General features: G+C 69.5%; 15 protein-coding genes. 10 read left to right on the top strand and 5 right to left on the bottom strand.

What is annotated here, in order from left to right; all coding sequences use genetic code 11:
- Window positions 1-61: 61 nt before the first annotated feature.
- From ACZ5CR_RS12860 to ACZ5CR_RS12840, 5 genes are all read left to right on the top strand, one after another.
- Window positions 62-976, top strand: coding sequence for a bifunctional DNA primase/polymerase (locus tag ACZ5CR_RS12860; protein WP_468856679.1), 915 nt, complete (start codon window positions 62-64; stop codon window positions 974-976).
- Window positions 973-1,335 carry a hypothetical protein gene (locus ACZ5CR_RS12855; protein WP_468856676.1) on the top strand — a complete coding sequence of 121 codons (363 nt, stop codon included), beginning with the start codon at window positions 973-975 and terminating at the stop codon, window positions 1,333-1,335. Before ACZ5CR_RS12860 ends, ACZ5CR_RS12855 begins: the two co-directional genes overlap by 4 nt.
- Window positions 1,332-2,879, top strand: coding sequence for a YfjI family protein (locus tag ACZ5CR_RS12850; protein WP_468856674.1), 1,548 nt, complete (start codon window positions 1,332-1,334; stop codon window positions 2,877-2,879). The genes ACZ5CR_RS12855 and ACZ5CR_RS12850 overlap by 4 nt, the downstream gene beginning before the upstream one ends.
- A 291-nt stretch (window positions 2,880-3,170) precedes the next feature.
- Complete coding sequence (locus ACZ5CR_RS12845; RefSeq protein ID WP_468856672.1) at window positions 3,171-3,416, top strand: helix-turn-helix domain-containing protein; 246 nt, start codon at window positions 3,171-3,173, stop codon at window positions 3,414-3,416.
- A gap of 79 nt (window positions 3,417-3,495) precedes the next feature.
- Window positions 3,496-4,731 carry a tyrosine-type recombinase/integrase gene (locus ACZ5CR_RS12840; RefSeq protein WP_468856669.1) on the top strand — a complete coding sequence of 412 codons (1,236 nt, stop codon included), beginning with the start codon at window positions 3,496-3,498 and terminating at the stop codon, window positions 4,729-4,731.
- 37 nt (window positions 4,732-4,768) lie between these two features.
- Here the strand turns inward: ACZ5CR_RS12840 and hisN are convergent, their stop codons facing one another.
- Window positions 4,769-5,569, bottom strand: coding sequence for a histidinol-phosphatase (gene hisN / locus ACZ5CR_RS12835; protein ID WP_468856667.1), 801 nt, complete (start codon window positions 5,567-5,569; stop codon window positions 4,769-4,771).
- A gap of 162 nt (window positions 5,570-5,731) precedes the next feature.
- Here hisN and ACZ5CR_RS12830 point away from each other — a divergent pair, with 162 nt between their 5' ends.
- Entirely contained in the window at window positions 5,732-6,337 is a 606-nt protein-coding gene (locus ACZ5CR_RS12830; protein WP_468856664.1) for a TetR/AcrR family transcriptional regulator, read from the top strand.
- A gap of 12 nt (window positions 6,338-6,349) precedes the next feature.
- Here ACZ5CR_RS12830 and ACZ5CR_RS12825 read toward each other — a convergent pair whose 3' ends face one another.
- The 4 genes from ACZ5CR_RS12825 to ACZ5CR_RS12810 form a co-directional block, all read right to left on the bottom strand.
- The gene (locus tag ACZ5CR_RS12825; RefSeq protein WP_383273912.1) at window positions 6,350-6,673 is read right to left on the bottom strand and encodes a DMT family transporter; all 324 of its coding nucleotides are present in this window, start codon (window positions 6,671-6,673) and stop codon (window positions 6,350-6,352) included.
- Window positions 6,674-6,782: 109 nt separating this feature from the next.
- A complete protein-coding gene (gene rsgA / locus ACZ5CR_RS12820) occupies window positions 6,783-7,796 on the bottom strand; it encodes a ribosome small subunit-dependent GTPase A (protein WP_468856661.1) in 1,014 nt (337 codons plus the stop codon).
- Window positions 7,797-7,812: 16 nt separating this feature from the next.
- Window positions 7,813-9,129, bottom strand: a complete 1,317-nt coding sequence (gene aroA, locus ACZ5CR_RS12815) for a 3-phosphoshikimate 1-carboxyvinyltransferase (protein ID WP_468856659.1) — start codon at window positions 9,127-9,129, stop codon at window positions 7,813-7,815.
- Window positions 9,130-9,173: 44 nt separating this feature from the next.
- On the bottom strand, window positions 9,174-9,896 hold the full coding sequence (locus ACZ5CR_RS12810; protein WP_468856920.1) for a M50 family metallopeptidase: 723 nt from the start codon (window positions 9,894-9,896) through the stop codon (window positions 9,174-9,176).
- Window positions 9,897-9,957: 61 nt separating this feature from the next.
- Here ACZ5CR_RS12810 and ACZ5CR_RS12805 point away from each other — a divergent pair, with 61 nt between their 5' ends.
- The 4 genes from ACZ5CR_RS12805 to rsrA all read left to right on the top strand — a co-directional run bounded on the left by ACZ5CR_RS12805 (window position 9,958) and on the right by rsrA (window position 12,749).
- Window positions 9,958-10,797 (top strand): SOS response-associated peptidase, encoded by an 840-nt coding sequence (locus ACZ5CR_RS12805; protein ID WP_468856656.1) that lies wholly within the window; start codon window positions 9,958-9,960, stop codon window positions 10,795-10,797.
- A 13-nt stretch (window positions 10,798-10,810) separates the two neighbouring features.
- Window positions 10,811-11,452 carry an alpha/beta hydrolase family protein gene (locus ACZ5CR_RS12800; RefSeq protein ID WP_468856918.1) on the top strand — a complete coding sequence of 214 codons (642 nt, stop codon included), beginning with the start codon at window positions 10,811-10,813 and terminating at the stop codon, window positions 11,450-11,452.
- A gap of 275 nt (window positions 11,453-11,727) precedes the next feature.
- The gene (locus ACZ5CR_RS12795) at window positions 11,728-12,408 is read left to right on the top strand and encodes a sigma-70 family RNA polymerase sigma factor (RefSeq protein WP_453531782.1); all 681 of its coding nucleotides are present in this window, start codon (window positions 11,728-11,730) and stop codon (window positions 12,406-12,408) included.
- Window positions 12,405-12,749 carry a mycothiol system anti-sigma-R factor gene (rsrA, locus tag ACZ5CR_RS12790; RefSeq protein WP_468856652.1) on the top strand — a complete coding sequence of 115 codons (345 nt, stop codon included), beginning with the start codon at window positions 12,405-12,407 and terminating at the stop codon, window positions 12,747-12,749. Before ACZ5CR_RS12795 ends, rsrA begins: the two co-directional genes overlap by 4 nt.
- The last annotated feature ends 119 nt before the right edge of the window (window positions 12,750-12,868 follow it).

The raw sequence follows: 12,868 nt of genomic DNA, 5'->3' as shown, positions 1-12,868 counted from the left end.
TCGCCAAAGTCCAGGGCCGCCCTTGTCTCCAGTCCCAACCAGAACTGTGGAGGAACCCAGCATGACGCAACCGACCGCCAACCGGCGAGAGGGCCTGTTAACAGCCGCCCTGGATGCCGCCGCTCGCGGCTGGCACGTCTTCCCGCTTCGCCCCGGGACCAAGCGCCCCGCCCTGCACGGCGAAGCTGCCTGCCCCCGCGCTGGAGTCTGCGCGAGCGGTCACCGCAAGTGGGAGCAGCGCGCCACCACCGACGCGAGCCGCATCCGCGCCACCTGGTCGCACGGCGTCTTCAACGTCGGCATCGCCACCGGCCCGTCCGGGCTCCTGGTCGTCGATCTCGACATGCCCAAGGACAACAGCAATGGGGACACGCCTTGCGGCGTGACGACCTTCAAGGCGCTCTGCGAGCGCACCGGTCACAGCGTCCCTGACACGTGCCGGACGCGGACCGCGAGCGGTGGACAGCACCTGTACTTCGCTGCTCCGCCCGGTGTGCGGCTGACCAACACGGCAGGCACGATCGCCCCGTTGGTCGACACCCGGGCATGGGGTGGATACGTCGTCGCGGCGGGCAGCATCACCCCTGCCGGAGACTATGAAGCCGTAGGAGCCCCTGTAGCGGCTCCACTGCCCGCGTGGCTGTTGAGCATCCTTAAGCCCGCCCCCAAGCCGTCACAGGCCCCCTCAGTGGCGGTAACGGCGCAATCCCGTCGATACGCTGACATCGCGCTCGTCAATGAAGTCCGCAACGTCTCTGGCGCTCAACCAGGCGAGCGTGAGGCGAAGTTGTTCACGGCAGCGCGAGCCCTGGGGCGGTTCATCGCGTGGGGCGACCTCCCCCGATCGACGGTCGAGGACGCTCTTCAGGAGGCGGGCGGGGCGGCGGGACTGCCGTCGTCCCAGTGCCGCGCCACCCTGCGCAGCGCACTGAACTGGTCCATCGCCCACAACCAGCGCCGCCGGGATGCGGCATGAGCACCCCTCGCCGCCCCTCCCTGAAGAGCATCACCACCACCCCGGACGGCCCGCAGGACGCTGCACAGCCTGTGGACGGTCCTGCCGTGGGCGAGTCGACGGGCGTCGCCGAAGGCGTCCCCATTGCTGTTCGTCCTGACCCGCGCTGGGATGACGGGCGCCGCCCTGCGGCCTGGCTCGACATAGTCGCGCCGCCGTCCTGGGGCGTGACCCCCTCCGCCCGCTCCTGGTGCACCTGCGGCTATGAGCGCCACGCCATCGGCCGCGCCGCCGTCCTGCAACTGGTCGCCGCTCATGGCGAACACCGCACCGCATGCCCGCTGTTGAACGACACCCCGGAAGGCAGGGCCGCCGCATGACGACCAACGACGCCAACGCGGATCTGTGGGAAGGGTTCGAGCACATCGAACCCGAGCAGATCACCGGCCCCGCCTGGGACGAACCCGTACCCCTGAAGGCCCGTCCGCCGCTCCCGGACTTCCCCGTGGAGGCCCTGCCCGCCTGGTTGGGCAGCATGGTGCGTGGTGTGGCCGAGGAGACCCAGACCCCGGCGGACCTTGCCGGATGCCTGGCCCTGGCGGTCCTGGCCACCGCTGCTGGCGGGCGGGTCAAGGTGTGCGTACGCGGCCACTGGCGTGAGCCCGTGAACATCTACACCGCCATCGCCCTGCCCCCCGGCAACCGCAAGTCTGCCGTGTTCGACCTGATGGTTCAGCCGCTGCTCGATGCGGAGAAGGCCCTGATCGAACTCTCCGGACCGGTGAGGGCGGAGGCGGAGACCCTGGCGAGGCTGGCCAAGTCCGCAGCCGAGAAGGCCGCAGGCAAGGCAGCCAGTGCGGAGCCCGAACACCGCGACACCTTGACCGCCGAAGCCGTCCAACTGGCCCAGGACGCGGACACCATGAGGGTTCCCGCCGAACCGCAGCTCGTCGCGGACGACGTGACGCCGGAAAACGTCGGCACGCTCCTGGACGAGCAGGGCGGGCGCATCTCCTGTCTGAGCGCCGAGGGGGAACTGTTCGACATCATCGCCGGGCGTTACACGGGCAAGCCCAACATGGGGATGTTCCTCAAGGGCCACGCAGGGGACATGCTCCGGGTCAACCGCCAAGGCCGCAGTGCCCAGCACGTCGACTCCCCGGCGGTCACCATCGGTCTGGCCGTGCAGCCGGAAGTCCTGGACGCGCTCAGTCGCATCGACGGAGCAGACGGACGCGGGCTCCTCGCCCGCTTCCTCTACTCCAAGCCCCTGTCCCTGGTCGGCTCCCGCAACCTGACCCCCGCCCTCCTGGACGAGCAGGTGGCCGCCACCTACGCCAAGCACCTCGCGGGCCTGACGCTCGCCTTGGCGGACTGGACCGACCCCGCCCTCATCCAGCTCACCCCGGAAGCAGACGCGGTCCTGCTGGCCTTCCAGAAGGTCACCGAGTCCCGGCTCGGTCCGGACGGGAGTTTCGCACCGATCGTGAAATGGGCGTCCAAGCGAGACGGCGCCGTGGCCCGCATCGCCGGACTCCTGCACCTGGCCGCTCACCCCGAGGACGGGTGGCACAAGCCCATCGAGGCGTCCACCATGGCCGCCGCCACCGAACTGGGCGTCTACTTCACCGCGCACGCCCTGGACGTGTTCAGCGTCATGAGCGCCGACCCCGCCCACGAATCCGCCGTGACCGTCCTCGCGCAGCTCGTCTCCAGCAACCCCGCACAGTTCACCAAGCGGGAGCTGTTCCGGATGCTGCGCCGGGCAGAGTTCCCCGCCATCGGCGACCTGGACCCCGCCCTGACCCTGCTCGAAGAACACGGCTGGATCCGCCAGCAGCCACCGCCCCCGCGCACCGGTCGCGGCGGCCGACCGCCCTCGCCCCGCTACGAGAGCCACCCGCGCATCGCACGCGGAGCCTGACACAACCCCCAGACCACTGACAGAACTGACACAACCCCCCACGCAAGCCGTTGACCTGCATAAACGACCATGATCGCGGTTCTGACAGAACTGAATTAAAACTCGACAGAACTCCCGACCCCGTCGCCGGGTGTCCTGTGACAGAACCTCCCCCGGCGAGGTTCTGTCAGGTTTTAATTCAGTTCTGTCAAAGATCCAGAACCCATCAAAACTGCAGTTCAGCGGCTTAACGGCTAGGTTCTGTCAGTTCTGTCAGCGGAATGCGGCCCTGCCACCAGTACGGAGACTCCCGTGAGCGCACCCGCCCCCGCCAGACCAGACCCCCGCGCCACCCTCCGGGGCGGCCTCCCCGACCGGTACCTCACCCCCGACGACATCGCGGAGATGTTCGAGGTGCCCAAGGAGACCGTCTACCAGTGGCGCAAGAAGCGCACCGGTCCACCCGGCTTCCGCATCGGCAAGTACATCCGCTACGACCCCGCCGACGTGGGGGCCTACATCACCCAGCGCAAGAGCGCCGACCAAGACGCCGCCTAGCACAACACCCACCACAGACAGCAGGGGGAGCCGCTACCCAGCGGCTCCCCCTGCTGCGTATCGAGAGGACCACCGCCACATGGCAGGCCACATCCAAGACCGCTGGTTCAAGACCGAGATCAACGCTGACGGCAAGACCATCCGCGTCAAAACCGACCGCCACGGAACCGGCATGCGCTACCGCGCCCGGTACATCGGCCCTGACGGCACTGAGAAGTCCAAGAGCTTCCCCGATGGACAGAAGCGACTCGCTGAGAAGTGGCTGGCCCAGATCGACGCGGACATGACGCGCGGGCAGTACATCGACCCTCGGGCTGGTCGCCTCACCGTGCGGCAGCACGCTGAACGCTGGTTGGCGTCCCTCACGATGGACCCCGGCACCTTCGTGGGCACCGAGATGCGTGTTCGCTTGCATGTCCTGCCGTATCTGGGCGGCTGCTCGCTCGACTCGCTGAGGCCGATTCACGTCCGTGAGTGGCTGCGGAAGCTCGAAGACGCGGGATTGGCCCCCGCCTATCAGCGGGTCATCTTCGCGAACCTCAACGCGATGTTGGCGGCCGCCGTCGACGATCGCCTCATCCCGCACAACCCGTGCCGTTCGTCGTCCGTGAAGGCGCCCAAACCTGAACCTCGTCGGATTGCGCCGTGGAGGCCTGAGCGAGTCCTCGCCGTGCGCTCGGCACTACCGGAGCGGTATCGGGCCATGGTGGACGTGGCGGGCGGGTGCGGTATGCGGCAGGGCGAAGTGCTCGGCCTGGCCGTCGACGATGTGGACTTTGCGGAAGGAGTCGTTCACATCGTCCGCCAAGTCAAGCTCATTGCCGCGAAGCAGGTGTTCGCGCTTCCCAAGGGCGGCAAGGCGCGTACGGTCCCCCTGCCGGAGAGCGTCGCTCGCGCGCTTGAGGCTCACATCGCGCAGCATCCGCCCTTGGCGGTGACGCTGCCGTGGCGGTCGGTCGACGGCTCACCGGTCACGACGCCCCTGCTCTTTCCCAATGCCGAGGGGCGCGCGGTGAATCGCTTCACCTTCAACCTCAAGGCGTGGCGGCCCGCTCTCGACAAGACGGGTATCCCGCGCGGCAGGGAGAACGGCATGCACGCGCTGAGGCACTTCTACGCGTCCGTTCTGTTGGATGCGGGAGAGAGCATCAAGGCGTTGTCGGAGTACCTGGGGCACCATGATCCCGGCTTCACACTGCGGACGTACACGCACCTGATGCCGAGCAGTGAGAAGCGCACGCGGGAGGCGGTGAACCGCGCCTTTGAGGACGACCCCAAGACCGATGACGGCCCCACGACGGCCCAGGGGGGTTGAGAATGGGGGAAACGCGCAGGTCAGGAAGTAAGTCGCTTCAGTAGCGCTGGTTGAGATAGCCGAGCAGCTCGTCGTGGAGCAGGCCGTTCGACGCCGCCGCGTTGCCGCTGTGCGGGCCCGGGGCGCCGTCGAGGCCGGTGAAGGTGCCGCCCGCCTCGGTCACGATGATCGCGGTCGCCGCCATGTCCCACAGCGAGAGCTCGGGTTCCGCGCAGATGTCGATGGAGCCCTCGGCGACCATCATGTACGGCCAGAAGTCGCCGTATCCACGCGTACGCCAGACGGCGCGCGTGAGGTCCATGAACCCGTCGAGGCGGCCCTGCTCCTCCCAGCCCGAGAGCGAGGAGTACGCGAAGGACGCGTCCTGGAGCCGCGAGACCTTGGACGCCTTGAGCCGGGTCGCGGAGGTCAGGCTGCGTCCGGTGAACGCCCCCGCACCCTTCGCCGCCCACCAGCGCCGGCCGAGCGCGGGCGCCGACACGACACCCACCACCGGCTGGAAGCCGCCCTCGCCCGCCTCCATCAGGGAAATCAGCGTGGCCCAGACCGGCACCCCGCGTACGTAGTTCTTGGTGCCGTCGATCGGGTCGATCACCCAGCGGCGGGGGCCCGTGCCCTCGACGCCGAACTCCTCGCCGAGGATCGCGTCGCGCGGCCGCCCCCGCTTCAGGTTCGACCGGATCAGCTCCTCGGCCGTTTTGTCCGCCTCGCTCACCGGCGTCATGTCCGGCTTGGTCTCGACCTTGAGGTCGAGAGCCTTGAACCGGTCCATCGTCGCGGCGTCGGCGGCGTCCGCGAGGACATGGGCAAGACGCAGATCATCGTGGTAGTCGGGCATGAGTGAACAGTATCGATCTCGTTGTACCTGAGCCACAGCGCCGTATGTCCGGGCTGTTCCGGGACCTGACGTATCCGGTGCCAGGTCGCGCCGAGGCTATTGACACCGCCTCCGAGCCCGTCAACTCTGGCCGCAGGGCCGCTTCGGCTCCGGGAGGCGACGATGCCTGCAGCACGGGAATCCCTACTTGACGCGGCTGGTACGGCGCTCGCCCGCCGACCGTGGCCGGCAGTCCGCATGGTCGATGTCGCGGCCGCCGCCGGAGTGTCCCGGCAGACCCTCTACAACGAGTTCGGCAGCAAGGACGGCCTCGCGCGCGCCCTGCTCCGGCGGGAGACCGACGCCTATCTGCACGGCGTGGAGCGGGCGTTGGGCGTGGAGGGCGGCCCGGTGGACCGGCTCGCCGCCGTGAGCGCGTGGACGATCGCCACCGCGCGCGGGAACGCACTCACCCGGGCCATGCTCACCGGCTGCTGGGGCGAACGCCTGCCCGCGCCGAGCAGGCCCGGGGTCTCGGCCTCGCCCGTACCGGCGCAGAGGCGCGCGGACGCGGGTGTCCCCTCGCCCGCCGAACTGCTCGTCCTCGTCCGGGACAAGGCGGTGAACGCGCTGGACGGCAGAGCACGCCCCAAGGACACGGAAGAGCTGGCCATGGCCTGCGAGAGCGCCGTGCGGATGGCGTTGTCGTACGTCGTCGCGCCCTCACCCGCGGGCGAGGATCCGGTGGAGCTGGTGCGCGGGGTGCTCGGGCGCTGGATCAACGCCTGACGAGACGTGCGGCTACTGGGCGGAGCCCGAGAGCTGCAGGCCGATGACGCCGACGATCACCAGCGAGATCGACACGAGCTTGAGCGTGGAGACCACGTCGCCGAGGAAGATCATTCCGTAGATCGCGGTCCCTGCGGCGCCGATACCCGTCCAGACGGCGTACGCCGGTCCCACGTCGAGCTTGCGCAGCGCGAGCGTGAGCAGACCGAAGCTGCCGAGCGCGAAGGCGGCGAAAGTGATCGTCGGCCAGAGCCGGGTGAAGCCGTGCGAGAGCTTGAGGCAGACCGCGAACCCGGTCTCCAGGAACCCCGCGACGATGACCAGCAGCCACGCCATGTATCTGCCTCCCGCATCTGTACGTTCGGTGACCGCTTCGTCTGGCTTGAATCAGGCTTGGTGCGATTATGCCCTTGCCGCGGCGCTCGGGGCGCACACAACGGCGGGGTCAGTCGCCCTCGCGTCGCTCACGGGTCGCGAGCAGCCTGCGCAGTGAGTAGAGGCGCGCGGGGTCCGCGTGCCCCTCCGCCACCCACGCGTCGAGCGCGCAGTCCGGCTCGTCGTGACTGCACGCGCGCGGACAGTCCTCCGTGCCGGGCACCAGGTCGGGGAAGGCGAGGATGACGCGGGACGGGTCGACGTGGTGCAGGCCGAAGGACCGTACGCCGGGCGTGTCGACCACCCAGCCGCCCTGTGAGCCCGCAAGGGGGAGCGCGAGCGCCGACGTGGTGGTGTGCCTGCCGCGGCCCGTGACGGCGTTGACGTGCCCGGTGCTGCGCCGACGATCCTCCGGGACCAGCGCGTTGACCAGCGTCGTCTTGCCCACTCCGGAGTGGCCGACGAACGCGGTGATCTTGCCGTCGAGCACCTCGTGCACCCGGGCGAGCTCCGCGCCGTCGGTGAACTCCTCGCGGCTGGTGACGACATAGGGCATGTCGAGCGTGGAGTACGTCTCCAGGATCTTGTCGGCGGACGCCAGGTCGGACTTGGTCAGGACGAGGAGCGGCGTGAGACCGCCGTCGTACGCCGCCACGATGCAGCGGTCGATCAGGCGCGTGCGGGGCTCCGGATCGGCGAGGGCGGTCACGATGGCGAGCTGGTCGGCGTTGGCGACGACCACCCGCTCGTACGGGTCGTCGTCGTCGGCCGTGCGCCGCAGGACGGACGTGCGCGGCGCGATGCGCACGATGCGCGCGAGGGTGTCCTTCTTGCCGGAGAGATCACCGACGAGTGAGACCTGGTCGCCCACCACGGCGGCCTTGCGGCCCAGTTCGCGGGCCTTCATGGCCAGGACGATCCGGTCGTCGACCAGCACCGTGAGGCGGCCCCGGTCGACGGTGAGGACCATGCCGTCGGACGCGTCCTCGTGCTTGGGCCTGATGTGGGTGCGCGGGCGGTTGCCCTTGCGGTTGGGGCGGACGCGGATGTCGTCCTCGTCGGGGTTCTTTCCGTAGCGGCGCATGTTCTGGATCCGCCCGTCAGTTCCCGAGCATTCCGGTCCAGAGGGCGGGGAAGTCGGGCAGCGTCTTCGCCGTCGTCGCGACATTCTCGATCTGTACGTCCTCCACCACGAGGCCGATGATGGCGCCGGCGGTGGCCATGCGGTGGTCGTCGTAGGTGTGGAAGATCCCGCCGTGCAGGCGGCGCGGACGGATGTGCAGGCCGTCGGAGGTCTCGGTGACGTCGCCGCCGAGTGCGTTGATCTCCTTGGTGAGGGCCGCGAGGCGGTCCGTCTCGTGCAGCCGCAGGTGGGCGACGCCGCGCAGGGTCGAGGGGGAGTCGGCCAGGGCCGCGACGGCCGCGATGCCCGGGGTCAGCTCGCCGACCTCGCTCAGGTCCACGTCGATGCCGTGGACGGAGCCGGAGCCGGTGAACGTGAGCCCCTGCGGGGTCAGTTCGCAGGAACCGCCCATCTCGGTGAAGATCCGCCGCAGCTCGTCGCCGGGCTGCGTGGTGTGCGCGGGCCAGTCAGGGATGGTCACCTGACCGCCGGTGACCAGCGCGGCGGCCAGGAACGGCTGAGCGTTGGAGAGGTCGGGCTCGACGGTCAGGTCGCGGCCGAGCAGGGCGCCGGGGGTGACCCGCCACACGTTCGGCTCGCCGCCCGACTCCGGGGTGTCCACCTGGACGCCGGCCGCGCGGAGCATGTCGACGGTCATCCGGATGTGCGGCATGGAGGGCAGGGCGGAGCCGGTGTGACGTACCTCGACACCCTGGTTGAAGCGGGGGCCCGAGAGCAGCAGGGCGCTCACGAACTGGGAGGACGATGAGGCGTCGATCTCGACCGGGCCACCGTCGAGGGCGCCGCTGCCGTGCACGGTCAGCGGCAGAGCGCCTCGGCTGTCGTCGTCGATGCGGGCGCCGAGGGCGCGCAGGGCGTCGATCACGCCGTGCAGCGGACGCTCGTAGGAACGGGGGTCGCCGTCGAAGCGGATCGCTCCGTCGGCGAGGGCGGCGACCGGGGGCAGGAAGCGCATGACCGTGCCCGCGTTGCCCACGTCGACGGTGGCGGGGCCGTACAGCCGGGAGGGGATGATCCGCCAGGCCTCACCGGAGCCGTCCGGGCCCACGCCTTCCTCGATGCCGACGCCGAGGGCGCGCAGGGCACCCGCCATCAGCAGGGTGTCGCGGGAGCGCAGCGGGCGGCGCAGCCAGCCGGGCTCGGCGGCGAGGGCGGCGAGGACGAGGCCGCGGTTGGTGACCGATTTGGACCCGGGCACATGGACCGTCGCGGCGACGGCTCCGCTCGCGTGCGGGGCTGGCCAGAGGGTGCTGTGCGCTGGGTTTACGGTCATGCCCACACTTTAGTGGCTCACGGTAATGGTGCAGTCGGCGCTGCTCAGAGGTCGAGCAGCCAGCGACCGCCGCCTATCAGCGAGCACAGCGAGACGGCGTGGAAGAGGAAGAGCCACATCCCCGCGGGAACGTGCGTGAGCCGGGACAGCTGGTCTGCGTCCGAGTCGCCCGCGCCGCCGCGCCTGCGCTTGGACTGCAGCTCGAAGGCGGGCCGCACGCCTCCCAGGAGCAGGAACCACACCACCGCGTACGCGAACGCCGCCTGCACCTGCGAGCTGGTCAGCCAGGAGACGAGCAGGAACGCGCCACCGGTGATGACCATGGTGAGTGCGCCGTACGCGTTCCGGATCATGACGAGCATCACGAGGAGCAGCGCCGTCGCGATCCACAGGAACGCCGTGATGTGGTCGGCGGCCAGGAGCGCGGCGCCCGCCAGGCCGAGCAGGGGCGGCGCGGTGTAGCCCGAGGCCGCCGTGAGGATCATGCCGAGCCCGGTGGGCTTGCCGCGCGAGACGGTGAGGCCACTGGTGTCGGAGTGCAGCCGGATGCCGTCGAGGCGGCGCCCCGTGAGCAGGGCGACCAGGCCGTGGCCGCCCTCGTGCGCGATGGTGATCGCGTTGCGGGCTATCCGCCAGACGCCGTGCGGGACGACCACAGCCAGCGCCACGAGGCCGGTGATGATCACCAGCCACTCGTCGGGGGCGGCCTGTGTGCCGAAGACGCGGTCCCAGAGGTCGGTCAGGCTGGCGTTCGCGGTGGCTTCCATTGCTCTGGCCATGGTCGGGACCGGCTCCTCTGGGTGTACGGGGTCTGGCAGTCTGGCACGTATGTGCGGACGGTATGCATCGAGTCGTAGGCCCGAGGATCTCGCAGGAATCTTTGAGATCGAGAAGTGGGAGCCAAAAGAGGCGCTCGCCCCCGATTTCAACGTGGCCCCCACGAAGGAGGTCTACGCGGTTCTGGACCGTCCGGTGAAAGACGCCGAAACCGTTTCTCCTAGTTCCTCCGTCACGGGCCGCCCGGTTCGCCAGCTGCGCACGCTCAAGTGGGGTCTCGTGCCGTCCTGGTCGAAGACGCCCGAGGGCGGCGCCCGGATGATCAACGCCCGCGCGGAGACCGTGCACGAGAAGCCCTCGTACCGCCGGGCCTTCACGTCCCGTCGCTGCGTCATCCCGGCCGACGGCTACTACGAGTGGGTCACCGGCTCCGGCGAGCGGGATCTGGAGGTCGAGGGCAAGAAGAAGCGCCCCCGCAAGCAGCCGTACTTCGTGACGCCCGCCGACGGCTCGGTCTTCGCGATGGCGGGCCTGTACGAGTTCTGGCGCGACAAGACGCTCCCCGACGAGCACCCCCTCGCCTGGTGGGTGACGTGCACGGTGATCACCACGGAGGCGGAGAACTCGCCCCTGGCGAAGGCACCTGCGGAAGGCCCGCGCTCGCTGGCCGACATCCACCCGCGCATGCCCCTCATGCTGACGCCGGACCGCTGGGACGCCTGGCTCGACCCGTCCCGCACGGACCCCGAGGACCTGCGGACGCTCCTGGAGCCGCCGCCGCACGGCCTGATGCGGGCCTACCCGGTGTCGACGGCGGTCAGCAACGTACGCAACAACGGCCCTGAGCTGCTGAAGGAGCTTGAGGGGCCCGAGGAGGGCACACTCTTCTGATGTGACCCAGCACATGGTGAAGAGCGAGATCGTCGAGACGGACGCCGGTGAGGCGCGCATCACCTGGCACCCCGCCCCCAAGAACAAGGCCCGCATGGTGCTCGCCGTGAGCCACGGCGCAGGCGGCGGTATCGAGGCCCGCGACCTGCGGGCCATCGCCGCCGCCCTGCCCGCGCACGGCGTCACCGTCGCCCTCGTGGAGCAGCCCTGGCGGGTGGCGGGCAAGAAGCTGGCACCCGCCCCGAAGACGCTGGACACGGGCTGGCGTGGCCTGTGGCCCGCGCTCGCCAAGCCAGGCCTCCCGGTGATCGCGGGCGGCCGTAGCGCCGGGGCCCGCGTCGCCTGCCGTACCGCCACGGAGCTCGGCGCAGCCGCCGTACTGGCCCTCAGCTTCCCCCTGCACCCGCCGGGCAAGCCGGAGAAGTCGCGCGCGGACGAGCTGCTCGGCTCCGGGGTGCCCACGCTCGTCGTGCAGGGCGGGAACGACCCCTTCGGGAAGCCCGCCGAGTTCCCCGACGGGACGTACGAACTGGTGGAGATCCCCTACGGCGATCATGGCTTCGCCATTCCGAAACGCGCGGACATCACCGAGAGCGATGCCATGACGCTCATCACGGATGGCGTCATCCAGTGGGCGGGAATGTTGGGTGCGTGACCTCTGTTGTGCGGAACAGACGATGAACGCTGTTCGTACGAGAGGAAGTCCGCCGCATGGGTTCGACCATCTGCCCGCCCGTCTCCCACCACCGCCCTTCTGCGGACGGGCAGAGCCCGGCCTCTTCTTTTCCCCGCTCCAGCGCCTCTGACCTGGAGTGGACGGTGCTGAGCGCGCCCAAGACCGCCCCTATTCGAGCGGCGGCGGGACCGGATCGTCGTCTATCCTCCGATTCGAGTGGGACTGCTTTCGGTCTCACCACGTCTTCGGAGGAGGTGGGTCCGGTCACTGGGACCGACGCAGGGGCCGAGCACGGCCAGGCGGAGCGACCCGACGGAAGCGCTGAGACATCGGCGGAGCGCACGGCCCGCTTCGAGCGGGACGCCCTGGGCTTCCTCGACCAGATGTACTCGGCGGCGCTGCGCATGACGCGCAATCCGGCGGACGCGGAGGACCTGGTGCAGGAGACCTACGCCAAGGCGTACGCGTCGTTCCACCAGTTCCGTGAGGGCACCAACCTCAAGGCGTGGCTGTACCGCATCCTCACCAACACGTTCATCAACTCGTACCGCAAGAAGCAGCGCGAGCCCCAGCGCAGCGCCGCCGAGGAGATCGAGGACTGGCAGCTCGCACGCGCCGAGTCGCACATGTCCACCGGTCTGCGCTCGGCCGAGTCGCAGGCGCTCGATCACCTGCCGGACTCGGACGTGAAGTCCGCGCTGCAGGCGATCCCCGAGGAATTCCGCATCGCCGTCTACCTCGCCGATGTAGAGGGCTTTGCGTACAAGGAGATCGCGGACATTATGGGGACACCCATCGGTACGGTGATGTCCCGGTTGCACCGCGGCCGTCGCCAACTGCGCGGCATGCTCGAGGACTACGCCCGTGACCGCGGCCTCGTCCCCGCCGGCGCTGCGTCAGAGTCGTCGAACGAAGCGAAAGGCTCAGGCTCATGAGCTGCGGAGAGCCGCACGAGACGGATTGCAGTGAGGTCCTGGACCATCTCTACGAGTTCCTGGACCGAGAGATGCCGGACAGCGACTGCACCAAGTTCGAGACGCACTTCGAGGAGTGCTCTCCGTGCCTGGAGAAGTACGGCCTCGAGCAGGCGGTCAAGAAACTGGTGAAGCGCTGCTGCGGTCAGGACGACGTGCCGGTCGACCTGCGCTCCAAGGTCATGGGACGCATCGACCTGATCCGCTCGGGCGAGGCCGTGCCCGAGCACGACGTGACGGTGGAGACGGTGGCCTCCGAGAGCAGTGCGCCGGCCAAGGGCCTGCGGGCCAAGGAAGCCTGAACTTTCGCCAGTTGAGGCGGTTGAGTCTGAGCAGGCCGTGACGGGACTCCGTCACGGCCTGCTTTTTTCTGTCCTCCATCACTCGTACGTGCCAATTTCCGCGAGCGGGGCTCGGAGCG

Source organism: Streptomyces sp. NPDC031274 (assembly GCF_055570235.1).
The sequence above is the reverse complement of the archived record's forward strand: the minus strand, read 5'-3'. Positions and strand labels throughout refer to the sequence as shown.

Bases quoted from the DNA above. Each gene is read 5' to 3' on its own strand.
- ACZ5CR_RS12825 (WP_383273912.1), bottom strand. From the start codon at position 6,673: ATGGCGTGGCTGCTGGTCATCGTCGCGGGGTTCCTGGAGACCGGGTTC.
- ACZ5CR_RS12830 (WP_468856664.1), top strand. From the start codon at position 5,732: ATGCCTGCAGCACGGGAATCCCTACTTGACGCGGCTGGTACGGCGCTC.
- ACZ5CR_RS12805 (WP_468856656.1), top strand. From the start codon at position 9,958: ATGTGCGGACGGTATGCATCGAGTCGTAGGCCCGAGGATCTCGCAGGA.
- hisN (WP_468856667.1), bottom strand. From the start codon at position 5,569: ATGCCCGACTACCACGATGATCTGCGTCTTGCCCATGTCCTCGCGGAC.
- rsrA (WP_468856652.1), top strand. From the start codon at position 12,405: ATGAGCTGCGGAGAGCCGCACGAGACGGATTGCAGTGAGGTCCTGGAC.
- rsgA (WP_468856661.1), bottom strand. From the start codon at position 7,796: ATGCGCCGCTACGGAAAGAACCCCGACGAGGACGACATCCGCGTCCGC.
- ACZ5CR_RS12860 (WP_468856679.1), top strand. From the start codon at position 62: ATGACGCAACCGACCGCCAACCGGCGAGAGGGCCTGTTAACAGCCGCC.
- aroA (WP_468856659.1), bottom strand. From the start codon at position 9,129: ATGACCGTAAACCCAGCGCACAGCACCCTCTGGCCAGCCCCGCACGCG.
- ACZ5CR_RS12800 (WP_468856918.1), top strand. From the start codon at position 10,811: ATGGTGAAGAGCGAGATCGTCGAGACGGACGCCGGTGAGGCGCGCATC.
- ACZ5CR_RS12850 (WP_468856674.1), top strand. From the start codon at position 1,332: ATGACGACCAACGACGCCAACGCGGATCTGTGGGAAGGGTTCGAGCAC.
- ACZ5CR_RS12810 (WP_468856920.1), bottom strand. From the start codon at position 9,896: ATGGAAGCCACCGCGAACGCCAGCCTGACCGACCTCTGGGACCGCGTC.
- ACZ5CR_RS12840 (WP_468856669.1), top strand. From the start codon at position 3,496: ATGGCAGGCCACATCCAAGACCGCTGGTTCAAGACCGAGATCAACGCT.
- ACZ5CR_RS12855 (WP_468856676.1), top strand. From the start codon at position 973: ATGAGCACCCCTCGCCGCCCCTCCCTGAAGAGCATCACCACCACCCCG.